The following is a 25,234-nucleotide window of genomic DNA, read 5'->3' as shown; positions in this document are numbered from 1 at the left end:
TTTGCGAGTGGGTATACCGAAAGAGAAACGGAAGAAAATCCGCGTCACGAAGAGAGCCGATAATTATATGATTTCACAAGATGTGCGCTTTACCATCTGTGCCGTCCGTGCGGAAGAAACCTATCCCCTCAGAGCCGCAATCCTGATGGCGGGAGACGAGGAGGGAAGCGCCCTGCATGGCGACCTCGCCCCCACCACCATGCACTTTGCCGTTCGCGACCACGACGCCATCGTCGCCGTCGCATCGGTTTGCAAGGAAGGACACGCCGGCGTTTCGGACGCCGACGCGTGGCGCCTGCGCGGCATGGCCGTCCATCCGTCGGTACGCGGCCTGGGATTCGGACGCCTGCTGGTCAATCTGTCCATTCGCCATGTGCGCGAACAATGCGGCATTCTGCTCTGGTGCACGGCGCGCGAATCGGCATACCGGTTCTATGAAATCCTCGGCTTCGATCGCGATCCGATTCCGATTTCAATGCGCGGACGCGACGACATGAAATTTTATCTAATGCAGCGCCGGATCGAGCGCTGAGTTTCGTCCGCGGCTGACGCTCGATCTCGGTCGGCGTCAGTGTCCGGCGCCGGCCGGCCCGGACAGATATTCAACGATCGCCTCCTCCATTTCAATTATTGCAATCGGGGAGAAAATGGAACGGTTATCCAGAATGACCCTGGCGACCGGTACTTTCCCTCCTGATGGCTGATCGTCGTGGCGGCCCGCAACCGAATATCGCGTTCACCTCCCTTCTCCGCCTTCGCTTGTCGTTGTCGACATTCGGCGGCGCGACGGCGCGCACCTCGACACACCTCCGTGGACGCCGGTTCCTATAAGGGAAAACCCGTACGGCGCGACGTTATCAAACGAGATTAACTTATATCAAACTAATTTTGACGGGAATTTATGTTCCTGATATGGTCTTTCCGCCTGCAAAGCGCGACGACACAGGATAGCTGGAGCGGCAACGAAAGCAAGGAAGTCGCTTTCGTTCAGGTTGGGGCGCCGCGATCGTTCTGATCGGGGGTGCAGGACAGGTCGAGCAGCGTCGCGTTCCCCGCATCAAATTGTAAGGATAACGAAATGGTCGAATGTGGCATGCCGATCGGACCGAGCGAATATACGACGCCGGCCGGCGCGACCGGAACGACGCACAGGCCGTGCGTCGTCATCTGCATTCGAATGCGACACAAGCCGTTTCAATCCGTCCCGAAACTTCTCCTCACAGTGAAATGCAGATGAAAAACAAGAAGATCAACATCAGCGTTATCGCCGTTGCCGCCTTCGCAGCATCGTCGGCAGCAATGGCACAGTCGTCGGTCACCCTGTATGGCATGCTCGATGCCGGTATCGGCTACACGTCGAACATCAATGGCCACAGCAGGTACGGCCTCGATGGCGGCGCCGCCGGTTCGAACAAGTGGGGCCTCAGGGGGCAGGAGGATCTCGGCGGCGGCCTCCAGGCGGTATTCAAGATCGAGAACGGTTTCAGTATTGGGACGGGCGGCATAGGCGGCCAGGGGCCCATCGGTAACACGCGTTCGCTGTTCAACCGCCAGGCTTACGTGGGCCTCGCGTCCAATCAGTACGGCGCCTTGCGCTTGGGGCGCCAGCTCGACGCCGTGACGGAAATGGTCCAGGTCCTGACGGGCGACGCCATTTCGGCGTCGACCTTCTCGACCCCCGGCGACGTCGACAACAACGACAACACGACGAACCAGAACAACGCGGTGAAGTACATTTCGCCGATCATCCACGGCTTCCAGGCCGAAGCCGCGTACTCGTTCGGCGGCGTGGCCGGCGCAACGGGCTCGGGTCAGTCGTGGTCGGCGGCCGCGACCTACGCGCAAGGCGGCCTGACGGTCGCCGGCGGCTACTTTCGTGCGGTCAACCAGGGCGAGAACGGCTGGCTGAACGCAACGGCACAACCGAGTTTCGGCGGCGCGCTGGGCTATCCGAGTTCGGGCTACAACGGTGGCAATGCGTTCAAGAGCGCGGGCATCGCGCAAGTGGCCGCGCAATACGAGGTGGGGCCGTACACGGCTGGCCTGCGCTACTCGAACGCCCAGTACAAGGGCAACGATGGCCAGCCGTCGATCCACTTCAACGTGCTCGGCGCGCTGCTGCAGTACCGGGTCACGCCGGCGCTGTCGCTCGCGACCGGCTACACGTATGTCTACGGTTCCGCGGCCACGCCCGCGCAAGCCGCCGAAGGTCGCACGATGGCCTCGATCAACCAGCTGTCGCTGGGGGCAACGTACTCGCTGTCGAAGAGTACCGCGCTGTACGCGATGGGCGCCTACGTGCATGCGAAGGGCGCGCAGGCCTCGGCCGCCGACTTCGGCAACACCTCGTCGGGCGGCAACCAGGTTCAGGTCAACATCGGCATGTTCCACGGCTTCTGATCGCCGACCGGCAACACCGGCGCAGTGGCGGCACGACCCCGGCGTCGTGCCGCCCGGCCTGACCGGCGGACCTAGCCGCCCTCCTGACTCGCCATGCGCTCCATCCATTCCTCGAACGCGGACACGGCGGCATCGTCGGCGCGATCGGCGTTCGTCACCAGCATGTAGTCGTCGGCACGCCATACCGGCGCCGCGATGGGACACACGAGGCGCCCCTCGGCGAGATCGCGGCCGATCAGCGGCAGCGAGGCCAGCGCCACGCCGAGCCCCTCGATGGCCGCGCCCAACTGCAGATTCACGTGATCGAATTCGACATGGCGCGCGGCCCGCAGATCGGAAGCGCCCGCTTCCTTCAACCAGTGCGACCACGCGGAGCGCGTCGTGGCCGAATGCAGCAGGACGTGATGGCGCAGGTCGGCCACGCTCTGGATCGGATGCTGCCGCAGCAAGGCGGGATTGCAGGCCGGCACGCGCAGATCAGGCATCAACGAGCGCGACACGACGCCCGCGCCCTGCTCGGGACCGGAGCGGACACCGATATCGAACGCGTCGGCGACATAGCGCAGTTTGCGCGACGTCGTCGACACCCTCACGTCGATGTCGGGGTACCGCGAATGAAAATCGGCGAGCCGCGGCAGCAGCCAGCAAAGCGCGAAGCTCATCGGCACATTCACCCGCACGACGCCTGATATCCGGTGCGTGAACGGGTTGTGGCGCAGCCGCCCCACCGCGGTACCGAGGCGCTCGAACGCGTGGCTGACGTCGTTCAGCAACGCGGCCCCTTCGTCGGTCAGCACGACGCCGCGCGGACGACGGTCGAACAGCGGCAGCCCGAACCAGTCCTCCAGCAACCTGATCTGCTTGCCCACGGCCCAGTGGGTCACGTGCAATTCCGCCGCGGCAGCCGCAAAGCTACCGTGCCGCGCGACCGCATCGAAGGCGCGCAGCGCATTGAGCGGGGGCAACTCGCCCCGGTGCTTCGCGGCATCCCGGCTTTCGTTCATGACGTGACTTTTTCTCCCGATTGACGCGATTTTAGCTCAATTGAAATGGCTGTCGCGTCGGCCATAAAATCGACGCATCGAGCGTGAAAGCGATGCCACGGGCGGCTTCCCTCCCCCGCTCGCACGGAGCGAATGACGATGCGCCTGCCGGTTTTTTCCCCTCCCGTGATGCAGGAGACTGCGCCACCCCGACGGCGCGTGCTGTGGCTATCGTGCATTGCGCATGCCATACACGACGGCTATACGGACATGATCTACGCGCTGCTTCCCGTGTGGCAGTCGGAATTCGGGCTCGACTTCGCGGCCCTCGCCATCCTGCGCGGCGTCTATGCCGGCACGATGGCGACGCTGCAATTGTCGGCCGGGCGCCTCGCGCAACGCCTGGGCAGCCGCTCGACCCTCGCAATCGGCACGCTGCTCGCCGCGCTCGGCTATGCGATCGCGGGCATGTCGGGCGGCCTGCTCGGCTTGGGCGTCGCGCTCGCGATCTCGGGCGGCGGCTCCAGCACACAGCATCCGATCGCGTCGGGCGCCGTCTCCCGCGTCTATGGGCGCGACGCGAGAGGCCCGCTGAGCATCTACAACTTTTCCGGCGATCTGGGGAAATCCGCGCTGCCGGCCGCCATTTCGCTGCTCGTGACGATGATGCCGTGGCGTCATGCGCTATGGATCGTCGCCGGATTGGGCTGCGTCGTGGCCGCCGTCATCGCGCTCTGGTTTCCGGCCGTGCCACGCGCCGCCGCGAACACGACGGTCAAAGGCCAGGCGTCCGCTCAACGCAGCGGCACCGGGCGAAGCGGATTCTCCGCGCTGTTTTCGATCGGCGTGCTCGATACGGCCGTACGCATGGGACTGCTTACCTTTCTGCCGTTCCTGCTCAAGGCCAAGGGCGTCTCGCCGCAACTGCTGGGCACGGCCCTTGCGCTCGTTTTCATCGGCGGCGCGGCCGGCAAATTCATGTGCGGCTGGCTCGGCGCGCGCATGGGCATGGTCAGGACGGTGCTGCTCACGGAGGGCGGGACAGCGGCGTGCATCATCGCGGTGATGTATCTCCCATTGGCGCCGACCATGGTGCTGCTGCCCATTCTGGGTATGATGCTCAACGGCACTTCGTCGGTGCTGTACGGGACCGTGCCGGAGATGTCCGCGCCCGAACGCACCGAGCGCGCATTCGCGATCTTCTATACCGGGACGATCGCGTCGGGCGCGCTGTCGCCCGTGCTCTACGGTTTCCTGGGCGACTGGATCGGCGTGCACGGCGCCACCTATGCGACCGCGTTGACGGCCCTCGCGATTTTTCCGCTCGCCCTCGCGCTGCGCCCGCATCTCGCGGACGACTCGACAGGATGAACACCATGACGAAACCTGACTACCCGACCGTCGCCCTCGTCGGTCCGGGCGCAATCGGAACGACCGTCGCCGCGGCCCTCCATGAAGCCGGCCGCACGCCGGTGATCTGCGGCCGCTCGGCGCACGCGCAATTGAAGTTGCGCTTCGACGGCGGCGAAATCGTCGTGCCCGGGCCCGTGCTGACCGATCCGCAAGCGATCGAGGGCCGGTTCGATCTCGTGTTCATTGCGGTCAAGTCGACGCAGATAGCGAGCGCGGCGCCCTGGGTCTCCGCGCTATGCGACGCGAATACCGTCGTCTGCGTGCTGCAAAACGGCGTCGAGCAACAGGCCGCGTTCGCACCGTATGCGGCCGGCGCCGCGGTCGTGCCATCGGTCGTCTGGTTTCCCGCGCAACGCGAATCGGGCGAGTCGGTATGGCTGCGCGGCAGGCCCCGGCTCACCCTGCCCGATACGCCGGCCGGCAACGTGGTGGCCTCGGCGTTGCGCGGCACGCGCTGCTCGCCCGAGGTGGCGGAGGATTTCGTCTCGCTCGCGTGGCGAAAGCTTTTGCAGAACGCGGTGGCGGGGCTCATGGTGCTGACCGGTCGCCGCGCCGGCATGTTCTCGCGAAGCGACATCACCGAACTATCGCTCGCCTACCTGCAGGAATGTCTCGCGGTCGCACGTGCGGAGGGCGCGAAGCTGGGCGATGAAGTGCCGCAGGAGATCATCGATGGATTCCACGGCTTCCCGCCCGATTTGGGAACGTCCATTCTGGCCGACCGGCAGGGCAACCGCCCGCTCGAATGGGACTGCCGCAATGGCGTCGTGCAGCGATACGGACGAACGCACGGCATTCCGACGCCGATCAGCGATCTGGTCGTGCCGCTGCTCGCGGCCGCGAGCGACGGGCCGGGCTGATGCCGGACCGCCACAAATACTCTGCGCCAAAGGCGGCGCTAACGTCTGACAAAAGATGCTTGCTGCCGCTCCGTACGAATCAATCGCCGTCGCCACCCGCCCGGCGCGCGCCGATGCGAGGTCAATTCCGGTAAAAATTGACCGGCCGAACAAAAAGTTACCGTTCGTTTCAAAGATGCCCAGATAGTGAGTTGCCGTCCGGCTATTCTTCCGTCACCCACAATAACGATCCCATCTGGGGGTGACATATGAACACCATCATCAAGAGCGCCCTGTGCGCCGCCTTCGTGCCGTTCGTACTCGCTGGTTGCGGCGGCGGCGACGGCGGCGGCGGCACGCAAACCGGTACGCTGCACGTCGCGATGACGGACGCGCCTTCCTGCGGCTTCGACCATGTGTACGTCACCGTCTCGCAGGTCCGGGTGAACGCGAACGCGAATGCCTCCGACAACGATGCCGGCTGGTCGACCGTTTCCCTCGCGACGCCGCAGAAGATCGACCTGCTGTCGCTGACCAACGGCGTGCTCGCCGATCTGGGCCAGACCGCGCTGCCCGCCGGCCAGTATCAGCAAGTCCGGCTGGTGCTCGCGCAGAATCAAGGCAACAACCTCGCGAACTCGGTCGTCCCGACCGGCGGCTCGGAACAGGCGCTCGCCACGCCGAGCGCGACGCAAAGCGGCTACAAGATCATCCAGCCGTTCACGGTCCAGCCCAACACGCTCGTCGATCTCGTGCTCGACTTCAATGCGTGCAAGTCGATCGTCCAGCGCGGCAACGGCTCGTATGCGCTGAAGCCGGTCGTCACCGCGATCCCGACCGTCGTGAGCGGCGCGATCTCCGGTTACGTCGCATCGGCCGAAGCCGGCTCGACCGTCTATGCCGAACAGGGCGGCAAGGTCGTTCGCGGCACGGTGGCCGACAGTTCCGGCAAGTTCGTGCTGTCGCCGCTGATCCAGAGCTCGACGCAGGGCAACTACGACGTCGTGATCGTGAAGAACAACTTCGCGTCGGGTATCGTCCGCTCGGTGCCGGTGGTGGTGAACTCGACCACGGCGGTGTCGGCGTCGACCGCACCGATCACGCTGCCTGCGTCGACGATGAGCACCGTCAGCGGTACGGTCACGGCCAGCGCGAACGCCTTCGTGCGCGCGCTGCAGACGATCGATGCGAACGCGTACGAGATCACGTCGATCAACGCGAACATGGACACCGGCGCCTATTCGCTGTCCGTGCCCACGGCCGCGCCGATCGTCGGCACCTACTCGGGTTCGCTGCCGGTCGCGCTGGCCGCGGCGCCGGCCGCCGCAGGCCAATACACGATCGAGGCCGACGCGGCATCGGGGGCGACCCAATCGGCAAACGTCAACGCAACGACCAGTCAGTCCAACGTCAACTTCAGCTTCTGACGCGCTGACGGCATCATCGAAAGGGCCGAACGACCCTTTCCTTCCAACGGGAGAACGAAGTGAAAAAAGGGATGATCGCGTTGCTCGCAGCGGCGAGCATGGCGGGCGCGCTCGGCGGGTGCGTCGCCTATGTTCCTGGCGCACCGGTCGTGGTCGCGCCGCAAGGCGGGCCGGGGAATGGATTCTGTCCGCCGGGACAGGCCAAGAAAGGCAACTGTTGATGTAAAGCCCGCGGCAGCCGCGGGCTTTTTTTCATCCATCGCGCGAGCGAGCCGGCGCCCACGCCCGACGGCTCGACGAATCCCCGTTCCCCGCCGCCTCACTCCGCCAGCTTCGGCGGCCACGCATGGCCTTCGACCTGACAATGCCTGCACCACGCATACAGCGCGTCGTACATGACGAGACCGTGTTCCAGCATCGCGTGATCGTCAGGAAACATGTCCGACAGTCCGAGCGAAATCGCATGAAGCCCGCTCGACTGCGGCGTCAGGTCGAGCCGCGACGTATCCGCGCCGCGGATGATGCGGGCCATGTGCCGCAACGCCTGATCGTCGGCCAGGCCGTACTTGCCGAGAAACGCGTCGAAGCTGCATTGCTCGCCGACGTGCGTCAATTCCACGCCGGGAATGTCGTACGGGATCGCGCCGGTCTCGCCGGCGATGCGCAGCACGTCGCCCGGCGCAACATAGAGAAATTCGGGCGTCTCGTCGATAAAACGGGCAATGAGCCAGGGACACGCTACCCGGTCGATTTTCGGACGTTGGCGAGTAATCCATTGCATGGCGGCCTCCACGGTCAGTGATGCAACAGCGGATACACGATCAGGCCCATCACGGCGGCTCCGCCGACGACCATCGGCTCCGACAGCTTCTTGAACCTGACCAGCAGCACGATCGTCGCGAGCGCCACCAATGCGGTCGGCACGTCGACGATCGAGCGTCGGGCCAGCACGATCACCGACCCCGTGATCGCGCCGACGGCCGCGGCCGTCACGCCGTCGACGAACGCCAGGATCGCCGGCAGCCTGCCGTATTTCTTGAAGTACGGGGCCGGCAATACCGTGAACAGATAGCACGGCAGGAACGTACCGGCCGCCGCCACGCACGCGCCGGGCAACCCCGCCACCAGATAGCCGATGAAGCCGACCGTGATGACGACCGGGCCCGGCGTGATCATCGCGACCGCCACGGCGTCGACGAACTGCTTCTCGCTGAGCCAATGGTGCTCGGTGACCACGCCCCCATAAAGGAACGGCACGATCGCGAGCCCCGAGCCGAACACGAACGCGCCGGCCTTCGCGAAGAAGACGGCCAGTTGCACGAGCTGCGGCCAGTCGACGATACCGAGCCATGCGCCCGTGGCGGAAACGGGCCACGCCACGACCGCATCGACGCGCCGCTGGCGTAACCACCGGGGCGGCGCGCGCGTGAGCCAGACGAGCACACCCGCCGCGAGAAACAGCCACGCCACTTCCGATTCGGTGATCACCGTCACGGCCACCAGCGCGAGATAGATCGCCCACAGCAGCGTGTCGCGGCCGATGCTTTTCGCGGTCAGCTTGCGCGCGCTGATCGCGATGATGCCGATCACCGCCGCGCCGACGCCGTAGAACACCGACTGCATCCACGTCAGGCCGCCGAATCGCGTGTACGCGTAGCCGAGCAGCACCACCATCAGAAACGACGGCAGCACGAACGCGATCCCGACCATCGTGGCGCCGACGATGCGGTAATGCACGTAGCCGAGATAGATCGCCAGTTGCGCGGCGAGCGGGCCGGGGGCGAGTTGCGCGAGCGCCAGGCCTTCCTTGTAGTCCGCGTCCGCGATCCATCGGCGCGTATCCACGAGGTCCCGATGCATGTAGCCGGCGAGTGCGACCGGCCCGCCGAACCCCGTCGCGCCGAGCCGCGCGAAGTACCCGATCAGTTGCCACAGCGTATAGGCCGGGCGGTCGCGATGTGTATTCATGTTGGCGCGAGCAGCATGGTCAGGGTTGGCGGTTGCCGCGGAAATGCACGTACAACGAATCGAGTACGGTGCCGATCTCCGTCAGCAATGCGTCATCGTCGGCGACGCGCTTCCGGGCGCCGGCGAGAATGGCCTCGAATCCGCCGGCTTCCGGCACGGTGGCGCCGCCCACATCCAGCGCATGCACCATGGTGCCCAGCCGGGCGAGTCCGTCGTTGTCGCCCAGCCCGAAGCTGGCGACCAGCACCTCGAACGACACGCGATCGCCCACATGCGTGAACGGCGCGCCGTCGAAGTCGAAGCCGAGCGCGTCGGCCGGGCAATCGGCGAGATTGTCCAGCCACACGAAGCGGGCATGCGGATCGATGAAACGCTGAATCAGCCACGCGCTGGCGACGCGATCGACCCACAGGTGACGGCGCGTCGCCCACAGCCTGCCCTGATACTGCGCACGGTCGCGACGCGGAATGCCGCGCTGGGCGGCATGCGGCTCGCCGGGCGAGCGCAACGCTTCGACCGCGGCGGTGAAATCCCGCCATTGCGCCTGCGCGCGCAGCGAAGTTTCGCCGGGAAAGAAATCGATGCTTCGAATCGCCTCGTACGTGCGAGCATGGCGGCGTTGCAGGCGGTTGAGCTCGGCGACCGCCAGATCGGGCAGCGTGCTGCGGGCCGCCGAAAGCTCGGCGAGCCAGCCTGCGTAATCGCCCGCGCGATCGAACAGCGACTGGTACGCGTCTTCGTCGGCAGGATCGTCCGCCCGGACATCCAGCAACCACGCCTGCCCTTCGCCGTTGCGCGCCTCGTCGGCGAGCTCACGCAACTGCGCCGCCTGCTCGGCATGCGCAGGCAGCAGATAGGCGCCGTCCCGCAGTGCACCACAGCCGAGCGCCTTGACGGTACGCCAGATGCGCATGCGGGCAGTCGCGCCGGAGGTCGGCAGACTGACGATCAACAGGCGCCAGGAAGTCGGGACGGCATTCATGACGGCAGCATAGGTGGCTGTCACGAACACTGCAATTCGGTAGATATCGCTACACCATTTCGACGGCAGGCAGCCATGCTCGACGCGTGGAACAGGAAGGCGAAAACAACGACCGTCAAACACGCACGGGCCGCCTCATCGCCGGCCGCGCAACCCGATGCAGGCCCGATATGCGATCGACGCCGCGGGACATCGTGACGATATCCTGCGAATCGGGCGGTTCTGCGCATAAACTGAAAGCACGCCACGGCAGGCTGCCGTCGAGCGATCGAACGCTTTTCCCCGACGCCGCGCAGACTGCAACTGAACGGCAAACGCAGGCCCGCACATGAAGCCGCCCCATGAAAATTGATCCCAGCGTCATTCCTCACTATCTCGTCCTGCGTGCGGGCTGTCCCCCTTATGTGCTGAATGCGGATCGTCAGGTGCTTCGCCGCCAGGCGAGTCGGCTCTTGCTGGCATTCGCGCGAACGCGCGGAGCAATCGCCCATGTCGACGGCATCGCCTGGAACGTCTTCTCCGACAGCGAGGGGCTCACGATAGTCGAGCGTCGTGAGACCGGGTTCTTTTCGTTGGTCGCGGGAAACGAGACCGAACGTCAGTTGCATTTGCTGACGACCCTCTGACGTCGTCGCCGGGACGGCGTATCGCACGGGCGACAGGCGTGCCGGCAAGGGACCGATCGCGACCCAGGCGTCACGCGTTCCGCCCCTGCCGATAGCGCTTGACACGTTTCGTGCCGACGCGTACTGTCGGCCGCGGAAGTATTCAAGAAGCGCGATTGCTGCTCATCATCGACCGCAGCCTGCGGTATTAGTTGTCCTCTCCCTCCTTGATTCCTTTTCCTCGTCCATACGAGGCATATGCGCTCGTTCATTTTCAGGAGATCCAACATGGATACCGGTACCGTCAAGTGGTTCAACGACAGTAAGGGCTTCGGCTTCATCACCCCCGACAACGGCAGCGACGATCTGTTCGCCCACTTCTCGGAGATCCGCGGCGATGGCTTCAAGACCCTCGCGGAAGGCCAGAAGGTCAGCTTCGAAACGAAGACGGGCCCCAAAGGGCTGCAGGCGTCGAACATCACCCCGCTGTAATCGCTGAACCGTCAGCCCCTGTTCGCGAAGCGGCACATCGCTGCCGCTTCACGTGCCGCGCCCTCCGTCGCAGTCAACGCGACTCGACGCGGGCACGGCCACCCGCTTCGCATCCGGCCGTCGGCCGGTGCGTATGCCGACACCCGATCCTCACTCGCCGCGCCGCACGGCCGACCGCACGCGCGCAAGCGGCGCACGTCATGCTCACCGAACCGCGCAAGCGGTGCAGCAGGAGAACCCGCATGACCCGAAACCAGCCTCGCCGCAACAAGGCGCCTGCGCGTGCCAGCCAGGCCATCACTTTGCCGAAGCTGGGCACCGCATTGAACTGGGTGCCGCCCAAACCGCCTGCGGTCACGAAATCGCGCGCGAAGAAACGCCCGCCTGCTCCGCAATAACCCGCCTGAAACCGGGCGACGTCCTCGACGAAGTGCGTGCGCCAACCCGGAATAAGTTGGACGTTCGACGAAGGATGCGCGTATGATGGGCTCATCCGAACGATCGGCCGCCCTCCGACGTTCGCCCCTCCACCCGCCCGCTTGCTGCATCGCCCCTCCTTCGCGCTGCAACGTTGTCCCCTTCACCCACCGGCCCGCCCTGCAATGGGAATACTGGCCGAACGTGTTCGCCCATGCGACTCGCCGTGGCCGAACGCCAGGAGTTCGTCATGAGCATGCACGTCTATCGTGGATTCGAGATTTATCCGCTGATTTACCCTCACGTGGCCGCGCCGCATGGCTGCCCGCACAACTACGACGCCGGGTTCGACGCGGCCGTCAAGATTTGCCTGCGCGGCACCACCGATACGCTGACGCAGAGCCAGACCTTCCGATTGCACGACATCTCCCCATTCGACAATGCCGGCGACGCACGTCGTGCGTCGGTGCGCTTTGCCGAGAACATCATCGACGACAATCGGGACAAACAGGGCTTCTTTTCCAGCGCGCGCTGACGCGCGCTCGTCGGCACAACGCAATTTTTCGGTATTTTGGAGGACGAAATGATCATCGACGAACTGCTCGGCTTGATCGAACGGCATGAAGTCACCCGGATCGACACCGTCGTTCCCGCCAGAATCGCCGATTCAGCGATGTGCCACCAACCCGAGCTGCACATGTTCATGGCGGTACGTGCGCTCTCGATCGGAGCAGGATATTCGGAATTCGAATCCGACGAGATAGCCAGCGCCGTCATGACGCGGCTCGGCTAGCTTTCCGTTCCAGCCTTTCCCGACAGGATCTACATGACGACAATTACGCTGAAGCTCAACGAACCGATCGATGTCGCGCTGCGGCGATTCCGGCGCGGCATCGAGAAAACCGGGCTGATTCGCGAATTGCGCGCCCGCACCGGCTACGAGAAGCCCACGACGGAGCGCAAGCGGAAGAAGGCCAGCGCCGTTGCCAGGCAGCGCCTGCGGGCCAAGCGCATGTTGCCGCCCCGAAAAATGTACTAGGAGGACATCGTGTACAACATGCCGGCCGAGGCGCCTCCGTTCTTCCCGCTGACGAAATGCGAAGTCGACTTCGATCAGCAGAACGACATGGTGACACTGCTGCCGAGCTTCTATGCATTCGGGTGCGAGTACACCAGCCGCGGGCTTCTGATCGGGCGTAGCGATGCGTTCAAGCTGATTGCCGCGATCGAGAAGGCGCTCAGCGTTCAGCAGTAATCCGACACCGGCGCACTCGCCAGCACCGACAACCACAAAAAGGACCATGCGCGGCCGGACCCAGTACGTCGATCTGCTCTACTTCCTCGTTGTCATGCAACTCGTCACCCGCAGGCAGACGCGCGCGTGGCTTTCGCCGTTCCAGCTCGCCGAATCGCTGCAAGCGTGGCTGGTCATCCATCGTGCGAAATGCGAGTGGCGCGATCGCGTCTGGATAGGCCACGCTTCGCTTCAGATCGCGAAATCGGCCGGCCCGGCCGACAGCGCCGCACTCGCGCAACGGCTCGCGCATGCCGAACCGGCGCCGACGCCCGCTTCTCCGGACGCCTCGACGGATCGGGCGGGCCTCCGAATGGCGTGCATCCGTTACCTTCGCGAGCATGTCTGACCTTGATCCCCGTTGACGGGGCGACATGCAATCCGGCGACGGCGACCGACAGGCAGGGGTCGATGCGTCAGTGACATGCGAACGCGGTTCGCGTTCGTGCCGACATATCGGGTCACGACCGATTAAAAAAGTCGCGTGCCGGCTCGGCGTTTCGACGCGGCCACGCCCGCGGCATGCTACATCGGGCGTCCCGATGATAAGCTCGGCATCGACGCGCTGTCGCGCACCCGTCACCCGACCGACCCCAAGCCTCCCGCGAGTCCGCTCATGCCCATCGCTCCTGCTGTCGTCTCCGCCTTCACCCCCACCGGCAAGCTCCGCGCATCGATCAACCTCGGCAACCCGATCCTCGCGAACCGCGACCCGGCAACGGGCGAACCGTTCGGCGTCTCGATCGACCTCGCCCGTGCATTCGCCGAGCGCCTGTCGGCCGACCTGGAACTCGTGGTGTTCGACGCCGCCGGCAAATCGGTGCAGGCGCTGACCGACGAGCGCGCCGATTTCGGCTTCTTCGCGATCGATCCGCTGCGCGGCGAAACCGTCGCGTTCACCGCGCCGTACGTGCTGATCGAAGGTTTCTATCTCGTGCCCGACGCGTCGCCGATCCGCACCCATGCGGACGTCGACCAGCCGCACAACCGCGTGGCCGTCGGCAACGGCAGCGCGTACGACCTGTTCCTCACCCGCGAACTGAAAGCCGCACGGATCGTGCGCGCGCCGACGTCGCAAGCGGTCGTGTCGACGTTCGTCGAGCAAAAGCTCGAAGTGGCGGCCGGCGTGAAGCAGCAGCTCGAAGCCGACGCCGCGAAAACGCCGGGCCTGCGCCTGCTCGACGAGCGCTTCATGGTGATCCGGCAGGCGATGGGCGTGCCGAAGAGCCGCGGCGACGCGGCGGCCGCGGTGCTGAACGCGTTCGTCGAGGAGATGAAGGCGTCGGGCTTCGTCGCCGATTCGCTGCGCCGGCACGGCATCACGGGCGCATCGGTCGCGCCGGCTGGCTGATCGACAGCCGCGCGGCGACATGCCGAACGCGCCCATCCGTTGACCGCCGAGGCCGTCCGGCTCGCGGCGCAGGCATGCGATTTCAGCACGCGCCGGCTCGATCCTCGCGCGCGTGACGCGTGCGGGATCGCGGCAACGCAGCATCGCCGGGCACAGGACACGCGCAAATGGCGGAGCGGCGCCGGACGTCGCGCCCCCGCGACCGCCGAATGGGGCAATGTGCTGCTCCGCACAAACCCGTTGCGGACCGCGCCGGCTTCAGCCACGAAGCGCCACCGGCGCAATTGTCGAGCCCGATTGGCCTCGTCCCCGCGCTAGCGCAAACCCGGACCCGGTTGCACTGTTCATCGTCATTCTGGTCCTGTATCGTCCTTCCATCCCCGATTGCGAAACCGGTGCATGGGAGGCTCTCGATGCGAAAAAAGAATGCTGCAGCCGTCTGGATCCTGATCGCGATGCTGGCAGGCATCGCAATCGGCTACATGGTCTTCGCGAGCTTTCCCGACAAAAAGGCCGCGACCGAAATCGCCGGCTACATCTCGCTCGTCTCCGACGTGTTCCTGCGGCTGATCAAGATGGTGATCGGGCCGCTCGTGTTCTCGACGCTGGTCGTCGGCATCGCGCACATGGGCGACGCGGCGTCGGTCGGGCGCGTGTTCGCGAAAGCGTTCGGCTGGTTCATCACCGCGTCGCTGGTCTCGCTGCTGCTCGGGCTGCTGATGGCGAACCTGCTGCGGCCCGGCGACAACCTCGGCCTGCCGCTGCCGGACATCGGCGCATCGGCGAACCTCGCGACCTCCAAGTTCACGTTGAAGGATTTCGTCGGCCACATGGTGCCGAAGTCGATCGCCGAGGCGATGGCGAACAACGAAATCCTGCAGATCGTCGTGTTCTCGATGTTCTTCGGCGTGGCGCTCGCCGCGCTCGGCGAACGCGGCAAGATCCTCGTGGCCGCGATCGATCAACTGTCGCACGTGATGCTGAAGATCACCGGCTACGTGATGAAGCTCGCGCCGCTCGCCGTATTGGCCGCGATGGCCGCGACCGTCGCGGTGAACGGGCTGTCGGTGCTGCTGAAGTTCGCGGTGTTCATGGGGGATTTCTATCTGAGCCTGTTCCTGCTCTGGGCGTTGCTCGTCTGCGCCGGGTTGCTGTTTCTCGGGCCGCGCGTGTTCAAGCTGCTGGTGCTGATCAAGGAAGCGTTCATGCTGTCGTTCGCGACGGCGAGCTCCGAAGCCGCGTATCCGAAGATCCTCGACGCGCTCGACCGTTTCGGTGTGCGCCGCAAGATCTCGAGCTTCGTGATGCCGATGGGTTATTCGTTCAACCTCGACGGCTCGATGATGTACTGCACGTTCGCGTCGCTGTTCATCGCGCAGGCGTACAACGTCCATCTGTCGCTCGGCACGCAGATCACGATGCTGCTCGTGCTGATGCTCACGTCGAAGGGAATGGCCGGCGTGCCGCGCGCGTCGCTCGTGGTGATCGCCGCGACGCTGCACCAGTTCGGGCTGCCGGAAGCCGGGCTACTGCTGATCCTCGGCGTCGACACGTTCCTCGACATGGGCCGCTCGGCCACGAACGCGGTCGGCAACTCGATCGCGAGCGCGGTAGTCGCGAAATGGGAAGGACAACTGATGTCGGAGGCGGAAGCCGAGGCCAACGCGGCGCGCATCGAAGCGGAACAGGAAGCGACGATCGCACATCCGACGGAAGTCTGACGGAGGCCCGCCGATGAAGATGCAGCGATTCCGGCTTGCGCTCGCGCTCGCGAGCCTGCTCGCCGCCAGCGCGTCCGCGCGCGCGGACGATCTGCCCTCCCCGCCGCCGCGCGTCGAGCCGTTCGCGCCGGCGCAACTGACCGGCACGCTCGCGAAGGTGCGCGGCACCGGCACGATCGCGCTCGGCTATCGCGACGCGTCGATACCGTTCTCGTACCTGAATGCGCGCCGCCAGCCGATCGGCTATTCGATCGAGCTGTGCAAGGCGCTCGTGTCGTCGATCGAGGATGCGGTCAACAAGAGCCTGACGATCCGCTGGGTGCCCGTCACGTCGGACAACCGCATCGACGCGGTGGTCAACGGCCAGGTCGATCTCGAATGCGGCTCCACGACGAGCAACCTCGAGCGCCAGAAGCGCGTGGCGTTCTCGCCGATTATCTTCGTGGCCGGCACGAAGGTGATGGTGAAGCGCGGCGCGCCGATCCGCTCGTTCCGCGATCTCGCGGGCAAGAAAGTCGCGGTGACGGCCGGCACGACCAACGAGAAAGCGTTGCGCGACCTGGACCAGCGGTTCAGGCTCGGGATCCAGCTGCAGGTGGTACCGGACCATGCGCAAGGCTTCGCGCTCGTCGCGAACGGCGGCGCCGACGCGTTCGCGACGGACGACGTGCTGCTGTACGGCCTGATTGCCGAGAATGCGGACAAGGGCGGCCAGTACGACGTGGTGGGCGATTACCTGTCGTACGACCCGTACGGCATCATGTTCCGCAAGGACGATCCGCAGCTCGCGCAGGTCGTGAAGAACACCTTCGTGGAACTGGCCGCCGACGGCGAGATCGCACGCCAGTACAAGCGCTGGTTCCTGCGCCCGCTTCCGTCGGGCCTGAGTCTCAACCTGCCGATGAGCCCGCAACTGGAAACCATCATCGAGACGATCGGCATCAAGGGCGAATGAGCGCGGCGGCGAGCCGATCGCACGGGCGCATGGGCAAGCGGCCCCGGTGTCTCGCCTGACACCGGGGCCGCTTGCGACAAGCACCGCATTCAACCGACGCGCGCTTCGCCTTGCCGCTCGGTTTCGCCGTCGGGCGATGCCGTTCGCGCCAGTACGGGCTTCAATGCCTGCCCCGTATGGCTCGCACTCACCTTCGCGAGCGCTTCCGGCGGCGCCGCCGCGACGATCGTGCCGCCGCCGACGCCGCCTTCCGGCCCGAGATCGATGATCCAGTCGGCTTCCGCGATCACGTCGAGATCGTGCTCGATCACGACGACGCTATGCCCCGCATCGACGAGCCGGTGCAGCACGCGAATCAGCTTCGCAACGTCGGCCATGTGCAGGCCGACCGTCGGCTCGTCGAGCACGTACAGCGTGTGCGGCGCCTTCTGGCCGCGCCGCGTGATGTCGTCGCGCACCTTCGTCAGCTCGGTGACGAGCTTGATGCGCTGCGCCTCGCCGCCGGACAGCGTCGGCGACGGCTGACCGAGCGTCAGGTAGCCGAGCCCGACGTCCTTCATCAACTGCAGCGGATGCGCGATGTTCGAGATCGGCGCGAAGAATTCGACCGCCTCGTCGATCTCCATCGTCAACACGTCGCCGATGTTCCGGCCGCGCCACGTGACGGCGAGCGTTTCCGGATTGAAGCGCTGCCCGTGGCACACGTCGCACGGCACCTTCACGTCGGGCAGGAAGCTCATGCCGATCGTGCGCACGCCTTGCCCTTCGCAGGCCGGGCAGCGCCCGTCGCCGGTGTTGAACGAGAAACGCGACGCCGTATAGCCGCGTGCGCGCGCTTCGAGCGTATCGGCGAACAGCTTGCGGATCGTGTCCCATACGCCGATATAGGTGGCCGGGCACGAGCGCGGCGTCTTGCCGATCGGCGTCTGGTCGACCTCGAGCACGCGATCGATCTGCTCCCAGCCGCTCAGCGACTCGCAGCCCTGCCATGCATGCGTGACGTTCAGCGACGGCCGCGGTGCGCTGCGCGCGAGCACGCTCGAACGGCGGTTCGTGGCCGGCGCGTCCTGCTGCGCCGCCTTGCGCGCACGCCGCGTGGCCGGCGACGACAGCACCGAGCGGCCGACCGCGTCCAGCAGGTTCGTCATCAGCACGTCGCGCGCGAGCGTCGACTTGCCCGAGCCACTGACGCCCGTCACCGCGACGAGCCGCGCGAGCGGAATGCCGACCGTGACGTCGCGCAGGTTGTGCAGCGTCGCGCCATGCACGGTCAGCCAGGCTTCCGGCCCGGCCGCGCCGCCCTTCTTGCCCGGCAGGCTCACGCCGCGGCGCGGTTGCAGCGGGTGCGTCATCGGCTGCGCGAGCAATCGGCCCGTGACCGAATCCGGCTGCGCGGCCAGATCGGCGACCGCGCCCTCGGCGACCAGCGTGCCGCCGCGCTTGCCCGCGCCCGGGCCGACGTCGATGATGTGATCCGCGCGGCGGATCGTGTCCTCGTCATGCTCGACGACGACCAGCGTATTGCCCTTGTCGCCGAGCTTGCGCAATGCGTCGAGCAGGATCTGGTTGTCGCGCGGATGCAGGCCGATCGTCGGCTCGTCGAGCACGTAGCAGACGCCCTGCAGGTTGCTGCCGAGCTGCGCGGCGAGCCGGATGCGCTGCGCTTCGCCGCCCGACAGGCTCGGCGCCGCCCGATCGAGGCTCAAGTAGCCGAGCCCGACTTCCTCGAGAAACGCGAGGCGGCTGCCGATCTCGCTGACGATGTCGCGCGCGATCTGCGCATCGCGCCCGCTGAGTTCCAGCGCGTCGATCCAGCGGCGCGTGTCCGACACCGTCCATTGCGCGACTTCGACGATCGGATGCGCGTCGAACGTGACCGCGCGCGCGGACGGGTTCAGCCGCGTGCCGTGGCAATCGGGGCACGGCTCGTTGCCGACGCCTTCCGGTTCCTGCTCGTCCGACGGCAAGGTTTGCTCGCGGCCGCGATCGTCGCCGGCGAGCACCGTGTCGTCGTATGCGGCGCGCTGTTCGCGCGTGAGCGTGACGCCGGTGCCGACGCAGGTCGTGCACCAGCCGTGCTTGCTGTTGTACGAGAACATCCGCGGGTCGAGCTCCGGATAGCTCGTGCCGCACACCGGGCACGCACGCTTGACCGACAGCACCTTGACCGCGCCGACCCGGGCGGTCGAACGATCGTTGCGCATCGCATCGTGCAGCCCGTCGAGCGGCGCGAGCAGGTGCATCACGCCCTTGCCGAGCTCGAGCGTCTCGTCGAGCCTGCGCCGCAACTCGGCTTCGTTGTCCGGCGACACGACGATATCGGCCACCGGCAATTCGATCGTGTGCTCGCGGAAGCGGTCGAGCTTCGGCCACGGGTCGACCGTGACGAACTCGCCGTCGACGCGCAGATGCGTGCTGCCGCGCGCCTTCGCCCACTTCGCGAGATCCGTATACACGCCCTTGCGATTGACGACGAGCGGCGCGAGCAACCCGACGTGTTCGCCGCGATGGTCGCGCAGCAGTTGCGCGGCGATCGATTCGACGGATTGCGACGTGACCGGCGTACCGTCGTGGATGCAGTGTTGCAGCCCGAGCTTCACGTACAGCAGCCGCAGGAAATGCCACACCTCGGACGTGGTCGCGACCGTGCTCTTGCGCCCGCCGCGCGACAGCCGCTGCTCGATCGCGACGGTCGGCGGAATGCCGTACACGGCGTCGACCTCGGGGCGGCCGGCCGGCTGCACGATCGAGCGCGCATACGCGTTCAGCGATTCGAGGTAGCGACGCTGGCCCTCGTGGAACAGGATGTCGAACGCGAGCGTCGACTTGCCGGAACCCGACACGCCGGTGATCACGTTGAACTTGCCGTGCGGGATGTCGACGTCGAGCGCCTTCAGGTTGTGCTCGCGCGCATTGACGATGCGCACGACGTCCTCGCCTTCGATCGCCCGGCGCGCGCGCGCCGCGTTCAGCACGGCCTGCAACGGCTTGCCTTCGTCGGCATGCACCGCGCCGGTATGCACCGCGCCGACATCCATCGCGCGGTCGTACTGCAGCAGCGCCACGCCGGTATGCGATTCGGCGCAGGCCTTCACGTCGTCCGGCGTGCCCGCGCACAGCACGAGGCCGCCGCCGTCGCCGCCTTCCGGGCCGAGATCGATCAGCCAGTCGGCCGCGCGGATCACGTCGAGGTTGTGCTCGATCACGATCAGCGAATGGCCGGCCGCGAGCAGCTTGCCGAATGCCTGCATCAGTTTCGCGATGTCGTCGAAGTGCAGCCCGGTGGTCGGCTCGTCGAACATGAACAGTTTCGCGCGTGCGATGCGCGCCTCTTCCGTCGCGACCCGCCGCCCGCCCGCCGCCGCCGCCGACTCGGCGAGGAAGCCGGCGAGCTTCAGGCGCTGCGCCTCGCCGCCCGACAGCGTCGGCACCGGCTGGCCGAGCTTCACGTATTCGAGGCCGACGTCGACGATCGGCTGCAGCACGCGCAGCACCTCGGCATCGGTCGCGAAGAACGCGGCCGCTTCGCTGACGGTCAGGTCGAGCACGTCGGCGATGTTCAGCGCGCGGCCGTCGCGCTCGATTCGCACTTCGAGGATTTCGGCACGGTAGCGGCTGCCGTCGCAATCCGGGCAGCGCAGGTAGACGTCGCTCAGGAACTGCATCTCGATGTGCTCGAAACCCGAGCCGCCGCAGGTCGGGCAACGGCCGTCGCCCGAGTTGAAGCTGAACGTGCCCGCGCCGTAGCCGCGCTGCAACGCGAGCGGCGCCTTCGCGAACAGCTTGCGGATTTCGTCGAACGCGCCGACGTAGCTCGCCGGGTTCGAGCGCGTGGTCTTGCCGATCGGCGACTGGTCGACGAACACGACGTCGCCGACCTGGTCGGCGCCCGTCAGGCTGCGGTACGCACCCGGCGATTCGGTCGCCTTGCCGTGGTGCCGCGCCATCGCCGGATACAGCACGTCCTGCAGCAGCGTGGATTTGCCGGAGCCGGACACACCCGTCACGCACACGAGCCGCTGCAGCGGAATTTCGACCGTGACGTCGCGCAGGTTGTGCTCGGTCGCGCCTTCGAGCACGATGCGCGGCGTGTTCGCGTCGACCGCGCGGCGCGCCCAGTTCGACGCATGCGCGACCTGCTTGCGGCCACCGAGATACTCGCCCGTCAGCGTGTGCGCGGAACGGATGTCGGACGGCGTGCCGTCGTACACGATCGTGCCGCCGCGCTCGCCCGGGCCCGGCCCCATGTCGATCAATCGATCGGCCGCGAGCATCACCGACGGATCGTGCTCGACGACGACCAGCGTGTTGCCCGCGTCGCGCAACCGCTGCATCGCCTCGACGATCCGCGTGAGATCGCGCGGATGCAGCCCGATGCTCGGCTCGTCGAGCACGAACAGGGTTTTCGTGAGCGACGTGCCGAGCGCGGTGGTCAGATTGATCCGCTGCACCTCGCCGCCCGACAGCGTGCGGCTCTGCCGGTCGAGCGTCAGGTAGCCGAGCCCGACGTCGCACAGGTATTTCAGGCGCGTGCGCACTTCGGCGAGCAGCAGCTTCAATGCGTCGTCGAGCAGCGCGCTCGGCAGCACGATTTCGTCGAAGAAGCGCCGGATGCGCTCGATCGGCAGCAGCATCAGATCGTGCACCGTCAGGCCCGGCAGCGCTTCGAGCTGCGCGCGGCTCCATTCGACGCCGCGCGGCATGAAGCGGTCGGCCGGCGCGAGCACGGCGTCGGCATTCTCCTTCGAGCCGAGCCGCCATTGCAGCGATTCCGTCTTCAGGCGCGCGCCGCCGCATACGTCGCACGGCGTATAGCTGCGGTATTTCGACAGCAGCACGCGGATGTGCATCTTGTACGCTTTCGATTCGAGGTAGCCGAAGAAACGCTTCACGCCGTACCACTAGCTCTGCCACTTGCCGTTCCAGTCCGGCGAACCGTTGACGACCCAGTCGCGCTCGGCGTCCGTCAGCTCGGACCACGGCACGTCGCGCCGGATGCCGGCCTTCGCCGCGTAGCGCATGAGGTCGTCCTGGCACTCTTTCCACGCGGGCGTCTGCATCGGCTTGATCGCGCCGCCGCGCAGCGTCTTGCGCGCATCGGGAATCACGAGCCCGAGATCGACGCCGATCACGCGACCGAAGCCGCGGCAGGTTTCGCACGCGCCGTATGCCGAGTTGAACGAGAACAGCGCCGCTTGCGGCTCCGCGTAACGCAGGTCGCTATCGGGATCGTGGAGCCCGGTGGAGAAGCGCCACACCTGCGGCTCGGCCGTCGCGTTTTCCGCGTCCGCCGCCAGCACGTACACGTTCACGCGGCCGCCGCCGCGCTTCAGCGATGCCTCGATCGCCTCGACCACCCGCACCTTGTCGGCCTGCTGCACGCGGAAGCGGTCGGCCACCACGTCGAGCATCTTGCGCGGCCCGGTGGGCGACGCGACTTCGCGCTGCGCCTGCACGCGCGTGTAGCCGCTCGCCGACAGCCACTGCGCGATTTCCTCGTCGGACACCGCTTCCGGCAATTCGACCGGGAACGTGACGACCACGCGCGGATCGTCGGCCTGCGTGCGCGCGACGAGCTCCGCGTAGATCGTCTCCGGCGTGTCGTGCCGTACCTGCCGCGCGGTCTTGCGGTCGAACAGCTCGGCCGCGCGCGCGTACAGCAGCTTCAGGTGGTCGTTCAGCTCGGTCATCGTGCCGACGGTCGAACGCGAACTGCGGACCGGGTTGGTCTGGTCGATCGCGATCGCGGGCGGCACGCCGTCGACGCGCTCGACCTGCGGGCGATCCATCCGGTCGAGGAACTGCCGCGCGTAGGCACTGAAGGTTTCGACGTAGCGCCGCTGGCCTTCCGCGTACAGCGTGTCGAACACGAGACTCGACTTGCCGGAGCCGGACGGGCCGGTGACGACCGTCATTTCGCCGGTGCGCAGGTCGAGATCGAGATTCTTGAGGTTGTGCTGACGTGCTCCGCGAATGCGGATCAGATTGCTGGATGACAATTTGCCTGCCCGTCTGGATGAGTTAGCCGGAATTCACTGTGCCGCCGCGCCGCGGCGGATGTCGCACGGGCGATACCCGCGCCGGTCGAGTTCGACGGATACTATACTGTACATTCATACAGTTTTCCATTGACGGCTGCTGCCATCCGCACGACCGCCGCCTGGCCACGACATCGCGCGCGCCGATGGCACGAAATCGCGATTCCATTTATCGGCGCGCTCGCCGGGCAAGTAAAAAATTCCGTCGAAAAAGATGGGTTCCGTCTCTTTTTACTGGCCGAGTCATTCATACGACGAATTCACAAAATGTCACAATCTTGCTCATTACCGATGATTTATATTCCTTAACCGTTTGTTTCAATTGCATCAAAAAGCAAACGTTTGCCTGCTCGCGCGGCCATGTTTGCCGTTTCAGTCGAGCAGGCCGATCACGATACCCGGGGGCACGAATGCGCATATTGGTTGTGGAGGACGATCCCGTTCAGGCGGAGGAAGTGCAAAGCGCACTTTCCCCTTATTGCCACACGATCAAGGTCGTCGTCGATGGAGAGCAGGCGCTGCGCTACCTGCGGTCCGAATCCGTCGACGCCGTCGTGCTCGATTGGCACTTGCCCAGCCTGACCGGCATCGAAGTCCTGAACTGGATCCGGACACGTGCCGATGTCGAATACGGCGTGCTGTTCCTCACCAGCCGCGTCGAGGAACTCGATGTCGTCAGGGCGCTGGAGGCCGGCGCCGACGACTATCTGAGCAAGCCGTTCCGCGCCGAGGAGCTCGCCGCGCGGGTCAACGCGCTGTTGCGCCGCGTTGCGCGCAACGTGAAGCGCGACGAGCCGATCCGGGCGGGCGCGTACGTGCTGGACCCGGTGGAGCGCGCGGTCCGGCTTCGCGATACCAAGATCGAATTGACGACGAAGGAATTTCAACTCGTCGCGTGCCTGTTTCACAATCTCGGCAAGATCATGTCGCGCGAGTTGCTGGCGACCACGGCGTGGGGGCGGGAACTGGGAACGGAGTCGCGTTCGCTCGATACGCATATCTACCGGATTCGGCAGAAACTGAAACTCGGGATCGAGAACGGCTTGCGCCTTTCCGCCATCTATACGCTCGGTTATCGACTGGATCAGATCAAGCCCGCCGCAGAAGCTTCCACCGACGTTCGTCGCGACGTAGGCATGCTGATGGAAAGCCGCGCGTGAGTTTCGTTGCAGGTAGGTAGCCGTGTCTCGGGCAGGAGGCGGGGCTCCCGGCATGCGCCGGCGCTTCGTCACGCAACGAGACGGGCTTCCGCGGCACTGGCCATCTCGAATCTCGCGCGGGCGCCGCAACGGCATTGCCGATGCTGATCGTCGCATTCTGCACCGCGACGAACCGCATCCGCACGGCGCCTGATATGCGCCGGCCGACGCGCCGGATTCCCTTGCGCCGCACGCCGACGTAATGACCGCCCCGCGTTCGCTTTGAACTCCTATTCATTTCGGAACACCTGACCATCGGATCTCCGATGCCTCCCGGCGTTTTGACACCGACGCGTGCTGCAAGTCAGCCCGAACCGTCTACGTGCGCCCCATCCGATCCATCGCAATGATGGCAGCGTCGTCACACGTTAACAATCATTCAATGCGTGACAAATGTTTGCTTTTTGATTCGAATGTTCTCCCCTAATATCTAGCATCACAAGGATCATGCAATTAAATACGTTTATATCATTTTTAAAATGATCGATTCTCCGCACGGAAATCGGCATTCACCAATCTATAAAAGTCATCGCAAAGTACCCGACCAGAACTATTCTCGAAGACGAATTTACTCGTCCAAAAATCAAGATCGCATATTGAATTGGCAGTTGTTCCGACTATCCCATTTACAGTAACGGCGGCCTGCCGTCGAGCACGATTTTTTCATGCCGAGATACAGAAATGGAAAACCTCATGAAGCGATCGGTGATCACCGCGACCGCGCGGCGTTGTCACGCGATCGACTTACCCGCCCCGCCCCAATCCCATTCGAGACCCGACACACTGTCGTGGTCGCACCCGATCATTCCATTCCGATATTTCGACGGCCGTGCGCCGTCGAAGTCGCCGAGCGACGCTCCCGCTCAAGACCCGCTTGCAGCGCCATGGACGACACCTCGCATCGTCCTCCATGGACAGCGCAAGATCTCGATCAACCGCCCATGACGCAAATTTTATTGTCACAAGATATTTAGCACGACTACCAAATCGTATCCGACAAAGATTTATTCCTTCAGGGGTGATCAAGATGAATAGAGTGTACAAGGTCATATGGAGCAAGTCTCGCGGCACGTTCGTCGCAGCATCGGAGCTCGGCAAGGCGCGCGGCAAGGGCGACTCCGGCTCGGACGCCTCGTGCGACGACCGGCTG

Annotated in this window: 22 protein-coding genes and 2 pseudogenes; 18 read left to right on the top strand and 6 right to left on the bottom strand. The window is 65.4% G+C overall.

Translation table 11 applies throughout. From position 1 onward, the window contains the following. Positions 1-67 precede the first annotated feature (67 nt). Positions 68-532, top strand: coding sequence for a GNAT family N-acetyltransferase (locus tag LGN10_RS31305; RefSeq protein WP_060010670.1), 465 nt, complete (start codon positions 68-70; stop codon positions 530-532). A gap of 455 nt (positions 533-987) precedes the next feature. Here LGN10_RS31305 and LGN10_RS31300 read toward each other — a convergent pair whose 3' ends face one another. Further along, positions 988-1,167, bottom strand: coding sequence for a hypothetical protein (locus LGN10_RS31300; protein ID WP_155634551.1), 180 nt, complete (start codon positions 1,165-1,167; stop codon positions 988-990). Positions 1,168-1,233: 66 nt separating this feature from the next. On the opposite strand from LGN10_RS31300, the gene LGN10_RS31295 reads away from it, so the two are divergent. After that, positions 1,234-2,400 carry a porin gene (locus tag LGN10_RS31295; RefSeq protein ID WP_060010745.1) on the top strand — a complete coding sequence of 389 codons (1,167 nt, stop codon included), beginning with the start codon at positions 1,234-1,236 and terminating at the stop codon, positions 2,398-2,400. A 71-nt stretch (positions 2,401-2,471) separates the two neighbouring features. On the opposite strand, the gene gcvA is transcribed toward LGN10_RS31295, so the two are convergent. After that, complete coding sequence (gene gcvA, locus LGN10_RS31290) at positions 2,472-3,404, bottom strand: transcriptional regulator GcvA (RefSeq protein ID WP_059577454.1); 933 nt, start codon at positions 3,402-3,404, stop codon at positions 2,472-2,474. Positions 3,405-3,542: 138 nt separating this feature from the next. Here gcvA and LGN10_RS31285 point away from each other — a divergent pair, with 138 nt between their 5' ends. The 3 genes from LGN10_RS31285 to LGN10_RS31275 all read left to right on the top strand — a co-directional run bounded on the left by LGN10_RS31285 (position 3,543) and on the right by LGN10_RS31275 (position 7,062). Further along, positions 3,543-4,754, top strand: coding sequence for an MFS transporter (locus LGN10_RS31285; RefSeq protein WP_226226074.1), 1,212 nt, complete (start codon positions 3,543-3,545; stop codon positions 4,752-4,754). A gap of 5 nt (positions 4,755-4,759) precedes the next feature. After that, on the top strand, positions 4,760-5,656 hold the full coding sequence (locus LGN10_RS31280; protein ID WP_226226073.1) for an oxidoreductase: 897 nt from the start codon (positions 4,760-4,762) through the stop codon (positions 5,654-5,656). Positions 5,657-5,904: 248 nt separating this feature from the next. Beyond that, the gene (locus LGN10_RS31275; RefSeq protein WP_226226072.1) at positions 5,905-7,062 is read left to right on the top strand and encodes a DUF4382 domain-containing protein; all 1,158 of its coding nucleotides are present in this window, start codon (positions 5,905-5,907) and stop codon (positions 7,060-7,062) included. 319 nt (positions 7,063-7,381) lie between these two features. Here LGN10_RS31275 and LGN10_RS31270 read toward each other — a convergent pair whose 3' ends face one another. From LGN10_RS31270 to LGN10_RS31260, 3 genes are read right to left on the bottom strand one after another with little or no spacing between them, the layout of a single operon-like run. After that, positions 7,382-7,843, bottom strand: a complete 462-nt coding sequence (locus tag LGN10_RS31270; protein ID WP_226226071.1) for a chromate resistance protein ChrB domain-containing protein — start codon at positions 7,841-7,843, stop codon at positions 7,382-7,384. A gap of 14 nt (positions 7,844-7,857) precedes the next feature. Then, the gene (locus LGN10_RS31265; protein WP_226226070.1) at positions 7,858-9,030 is read right to left on the bottom strand and encodes a chromate transporter; all 1,173 of its coding nucleotides are present in this window, start codon (positions 9,028-9,030) and stop codon (positions 7,858-7,860) included. Positions 9,031-9,049: 19 nt separating this feature from the next. Continuing rightward, positions 9,050-10,012 (bottom strand): chromate resistance protein ChrB domain-containing protein, encoded by a 963-nt coding sequence (locus LGN10_RS31260; protein ID WP_226226077.1) that lies wholly within the window; start codon positions 10,010-10,012, stop codon positions 9,050-9,052. Between the two features lie 341 nt (positions 10,013-10,353). Here LGN10_RS31260 and LGN10_RS31255 point away from each other — a divergent pair, with 341 nt between their 5' ends. The 11 genes from LGN10_RS31255 (at position 10,354) to LGN10_RS31205 (ending at position 16,847) form a co-directional block, all read left to right on the top strand. Next, the gene (locus tag LGN10_RS31255; RefSeq protein ID WP_059577438.1) at positions 10,354-10,638 is read left to right on the top strand and encodes a hypothetical protein; all 285 of its coding nucleotides are present in this window, start codon (positions 10,354-10,356) and stop codon (positions 10,636-10,638) included. A 267-nt stretch (positions 10,639-10,905) separates the two neighbouring features. Next, on the top strand, positions 10,906-11,109 hold the full coding sequence (locus LGN10_RS31250) for a cold-shock protein (RefSeq protein WP_059637809.1): 204 nt from the start codon (positions 10,906-10,908) through the stop codon (positions 11,107-11,109). Between the two features lie 242 nt (positions 11,110-11,351). After that, the gene (locus LGN10_RS31245; protein WP_196485776.1) at positions 11,352-11,507 is read left to right on the top strand and encodes a hypothetical protein; all 156 of its coding nucleotides are present in this window, start codon (positions 11,352-11,354) and stop codon (positions 11,505-11,507) included. Between the two features lie 269 nt (positions 11,508-11,776). Then, positions 11,777-12,061, top strand: coding sequence for a hypothetical protein (locus LGN10_RS31240; protein WP_059578002.1), 285 nt, complete (start codon positions 11,777-11,779; stop codon positions 12,059-12,061). 48 nt (positions 12,062-12,109) lie between these two features. Next, a complete protein-coding gene (locus tag LGN10_RS31235; RefSeq protein ID WP_059577999.1) occupies positions 12,110-12,319 on the top strand; it encodes a hypothetical protein in 210 nt (69 codons plus the stop codon). 33 nt (positions 12,320-12,352) lie between these two features. Further along, positions 12,353-12,565, top strand: coding sequence for a 30S ribosomal protein S21 (gene rpsU / locus LGN10_RS31230; RefSeq protein WP_059577430.1), 213 nt, complete (start codon positions 12,353-12,355; stop codon positions 12,563-12,565). A 9-nt stretch (positions 12,566-12,574) separates the two neighbouring features. Next, positions 12,575-12,781, top strand: a complete 207-nt coding sequence (locus tag LGN10_RS31225; protein WP_099318571.1) for a hypothetical protein — start codon at positions 12,575-12,577, stop codon at positions 12,779-12,781. Between the two features lie 46 nt (positions 12,782-12,827). Then, positions 12,828-13,169, top strand: coding sequence for a hypothetical protein (locus LGN10_RS31220; protein ID WP_059637813.1), 342 nt, complete (start codon positions 12,828-12,830; stop codon positions 13,167-13,169). A gap of 267 nt (positions 13,170-13,436) precedes the next feature. After that, entirely contained in the window at positions 13,437-14,171 is a 735-nt protein-coding gene (locus tag LGN10_RS31215; RefSeq protein WP_060967484.1) for an ABC transporter substrate-binding protein, read from the top strand. 413 nt (positions 14,172-14,584) lie between these two features. Next, the gene (locus tag LGN10_RS31210) at positions 14,585-15,892 is read left to right on the top strand and encodes a dicarboxylate/amino acid:cation symporter (RefSeq protein ID WP_060967163.1); all 1,308 of its coding nucleotides are present in this window, start codon (positions 14,585-14,587) and stop codon (positions 15,890-15,892) included. A 13-nt stretch (positions 15,893-15,905) separates the two neighbouring features. Continuing rightward, a complete protein-coding gene (locus LGN10_RS31205) occupies positions 15,906-16,847 on the top strand; it encodes an amino acid ABC transporter substrate-binding protein (RefSeq protein WP_089466221.1) in 942 nt (313 codons plus the stop codon). Positions 16,848-16,936: 89 nt separating this feature from the next. Here the strand turns inward: LGN10_RS31205 and uvrA are convergent. Continuing rightward, positions 16,937-22,846: pseudogene (gene uvrA / locus LGN10_RS31200) on the bottom strand (excinuclease ABC subunit UvrA). 464 nt (positions 22,847-23,310) lie between these two features. Between uvrA and LGN10_RS31195 the strand changes: the two are divergent. Continuing rightward, the gene (locus tag LGN10_RS31195) at positions 23,311-24,045 is read left to right on the top strand and encodes a response regulator transcription factor (protein ID WP_260443219.1); all 735 of its coding nucleotides are present in this window, start codon (positions 23,311-23,313) and stop codon (positions 24,043-24,045) included. 949 nt (positions 24,046-24,994) lie between these two features. Next, positions 24,995-25,204 (top strand): annotated as a pseudogene (locus LGN10_RS33870) (ESPR domain-containing protein); the annotation flags it as partial. Positions 25,205-25,234: the final 30 nt, after the last annotated feature.

Source organism: Burkholderia sp. AU32262, assembly GCF_020419985.1.
Taxonomy (GTDB): domain Bacteria; phylum Pseudomonadota; class Gammaproteobacteria; order Burkholderiales; family Burkholderiaceae; genus Burkholderia; species Burkholderia semiarida.
The sequence above is the reverse complement of the archived record's forward strand: the minus strand, read 5'-3'. Positions and strand labels throughout refer to the sequence as shown.

Excerpts from the sequence above, each read along its gene's own strand:
- LGN10_RS31305 (WP_060010670.1), top strand. The coding sequence starts at position 68 with ATGATTTCACAAGATGTGCGCTTTACCATCTGTGCCGTCCGTGCGGAA.
- LGN10_RS31300 (WP_155634551.1), bottom strand. The coding sequence starts at position 1,167 with ATGACGACGCACGGCCTGTGCGTCGTTCCGGTCGCGCCGGCCGGCGTC.
- LGN10_RS31295 (WP_060010745.1), top strand. The coding sequence starts at position 1,234 with ATGAAAAACAAGAAGATCAACATCAGCGTTATCGCCGTTGCCGCCTTC.
- gcvA (WP_059577454.1), bottom strand. The coding sequence starts at position 3,404 with ATGAACGAAAGCCGGGATGCCGCGAAGCACCGGGGCGAGTTGCCCCCG.
- LGN10_RS31285 (WP_226226074.1), top strand. The coding sequence starts at position 3,543 with ATGCGCCTGCCGGTTTTTTCCCCTCCCGTGATGCAGGAGACTGCGCCA.
- LGN10_RS31280 (WP_226226073.1), top strand. The coding sequence starts at position 4,760 with ATGACGAAACCTGACTACCCGACCGTCGCCCTCGTCGGTCCGGGCGCA.
- LGN10_RS31275 (WP_226226072.1), top strand. The coding sequence starts at position 5,905 with ATGAACACCATCATCAAGAGCGCCCTGTGCGCCGCCTTCGTGCCGTTC.
- LGN10_RS31270 (WP_226226071.1), bottom strand. The coding sequence starts at position 7,843 with ATGCAATGGATTACTCGCCAACGTCCGAAAATCGACCGGGTAGCGTGT.
- LGN10_RS31265 (WP_226226070.1), bottom strand. The coding sequence starts at position 9,030 with ATGAATACACATCGCGACCGCCCGGCCTATACGCTGTGGCAACTGATC.
- LGN10_RS31260 (WP_226226077.1), bottom strand. The coding sequence starts at position 10,012 with ATGAATGCCGTCCCGACTTCCTGGCGCCTGTTGATCGTCAGTCTGCCG.
- LGN10_RS31255 (WP_059577438.1), top strand. The coding sequence starts at position 10,354 with ATGAAAATTGATCCCAGCGTCATTCCTCACTATCTCGTCCTGCGTGCG.
- LGN10_RS31250 (WP_059637809.1), top strand. The coding sequence starts at position 10,906 with ATGGATACCGGTACCGTCAAGTGGTTCAACGACAGTAAGGGCTTCGGC.
- LGN10_RS31245 (WP_196485776.1), top strand. The coding sequence starts at position 11,352 with ATGACCCGAAACCAGCCTCGCCGCAACAAGGCGCCTGCGCGTGCCAGC.
- LGN10_RS31240 (WP_059578002.1), top strand. The coding sequence starts at position 11,777 with ATGAGCATGCACGTCTATCGTGGATTCGAGATTTATCCGCTGATTTAC.
- LGN10_RS31235 (WP_059577999.1), top strand. The coding sequence starts at position 12,110 with ATGATCATCGACGAACTGCTCGGCTTGATCGAACGGCATGAAGTCACC.
- rpsU (WP_059577430.1), top strand. The coding sequence starts at position 12,353 with ATGACGACAATTACGCTGAAGCTCAACGAACCGATCGATGTCGCGCTG.
- LGN10_RS31220 (WP_059637813.1), top strand. The coding sequence starts at position 12,828 with ATGCGCGGCCGGACCCAGTACGTCGATCTGCTCTACTTCCTCGTTGTC.
- LGN10_RS31215 (WP_060967484.1), top strand. The coding sequence starts at position 13,437 with ATGCCCATCGCTCCTGCTGTCGTCTCCGCCTTCACCCCCACCGGCAAG.
- LGN10_RS31210 (WP_060967163.1), top strand. The coding sequence starts at position 14,585 with ATGCGAAAAAAGAATGCTGCAGCCGTCTGGATCCTGATCGCGATGCTG.
- LGN10_RS31205 (WP_089466221.1), top strand. The coding sequence starts at position 15,906 with ATGAAGATGCAGCGATTCCGGCTTGCGCTCGCGCTCGCGAGCCTGCTC.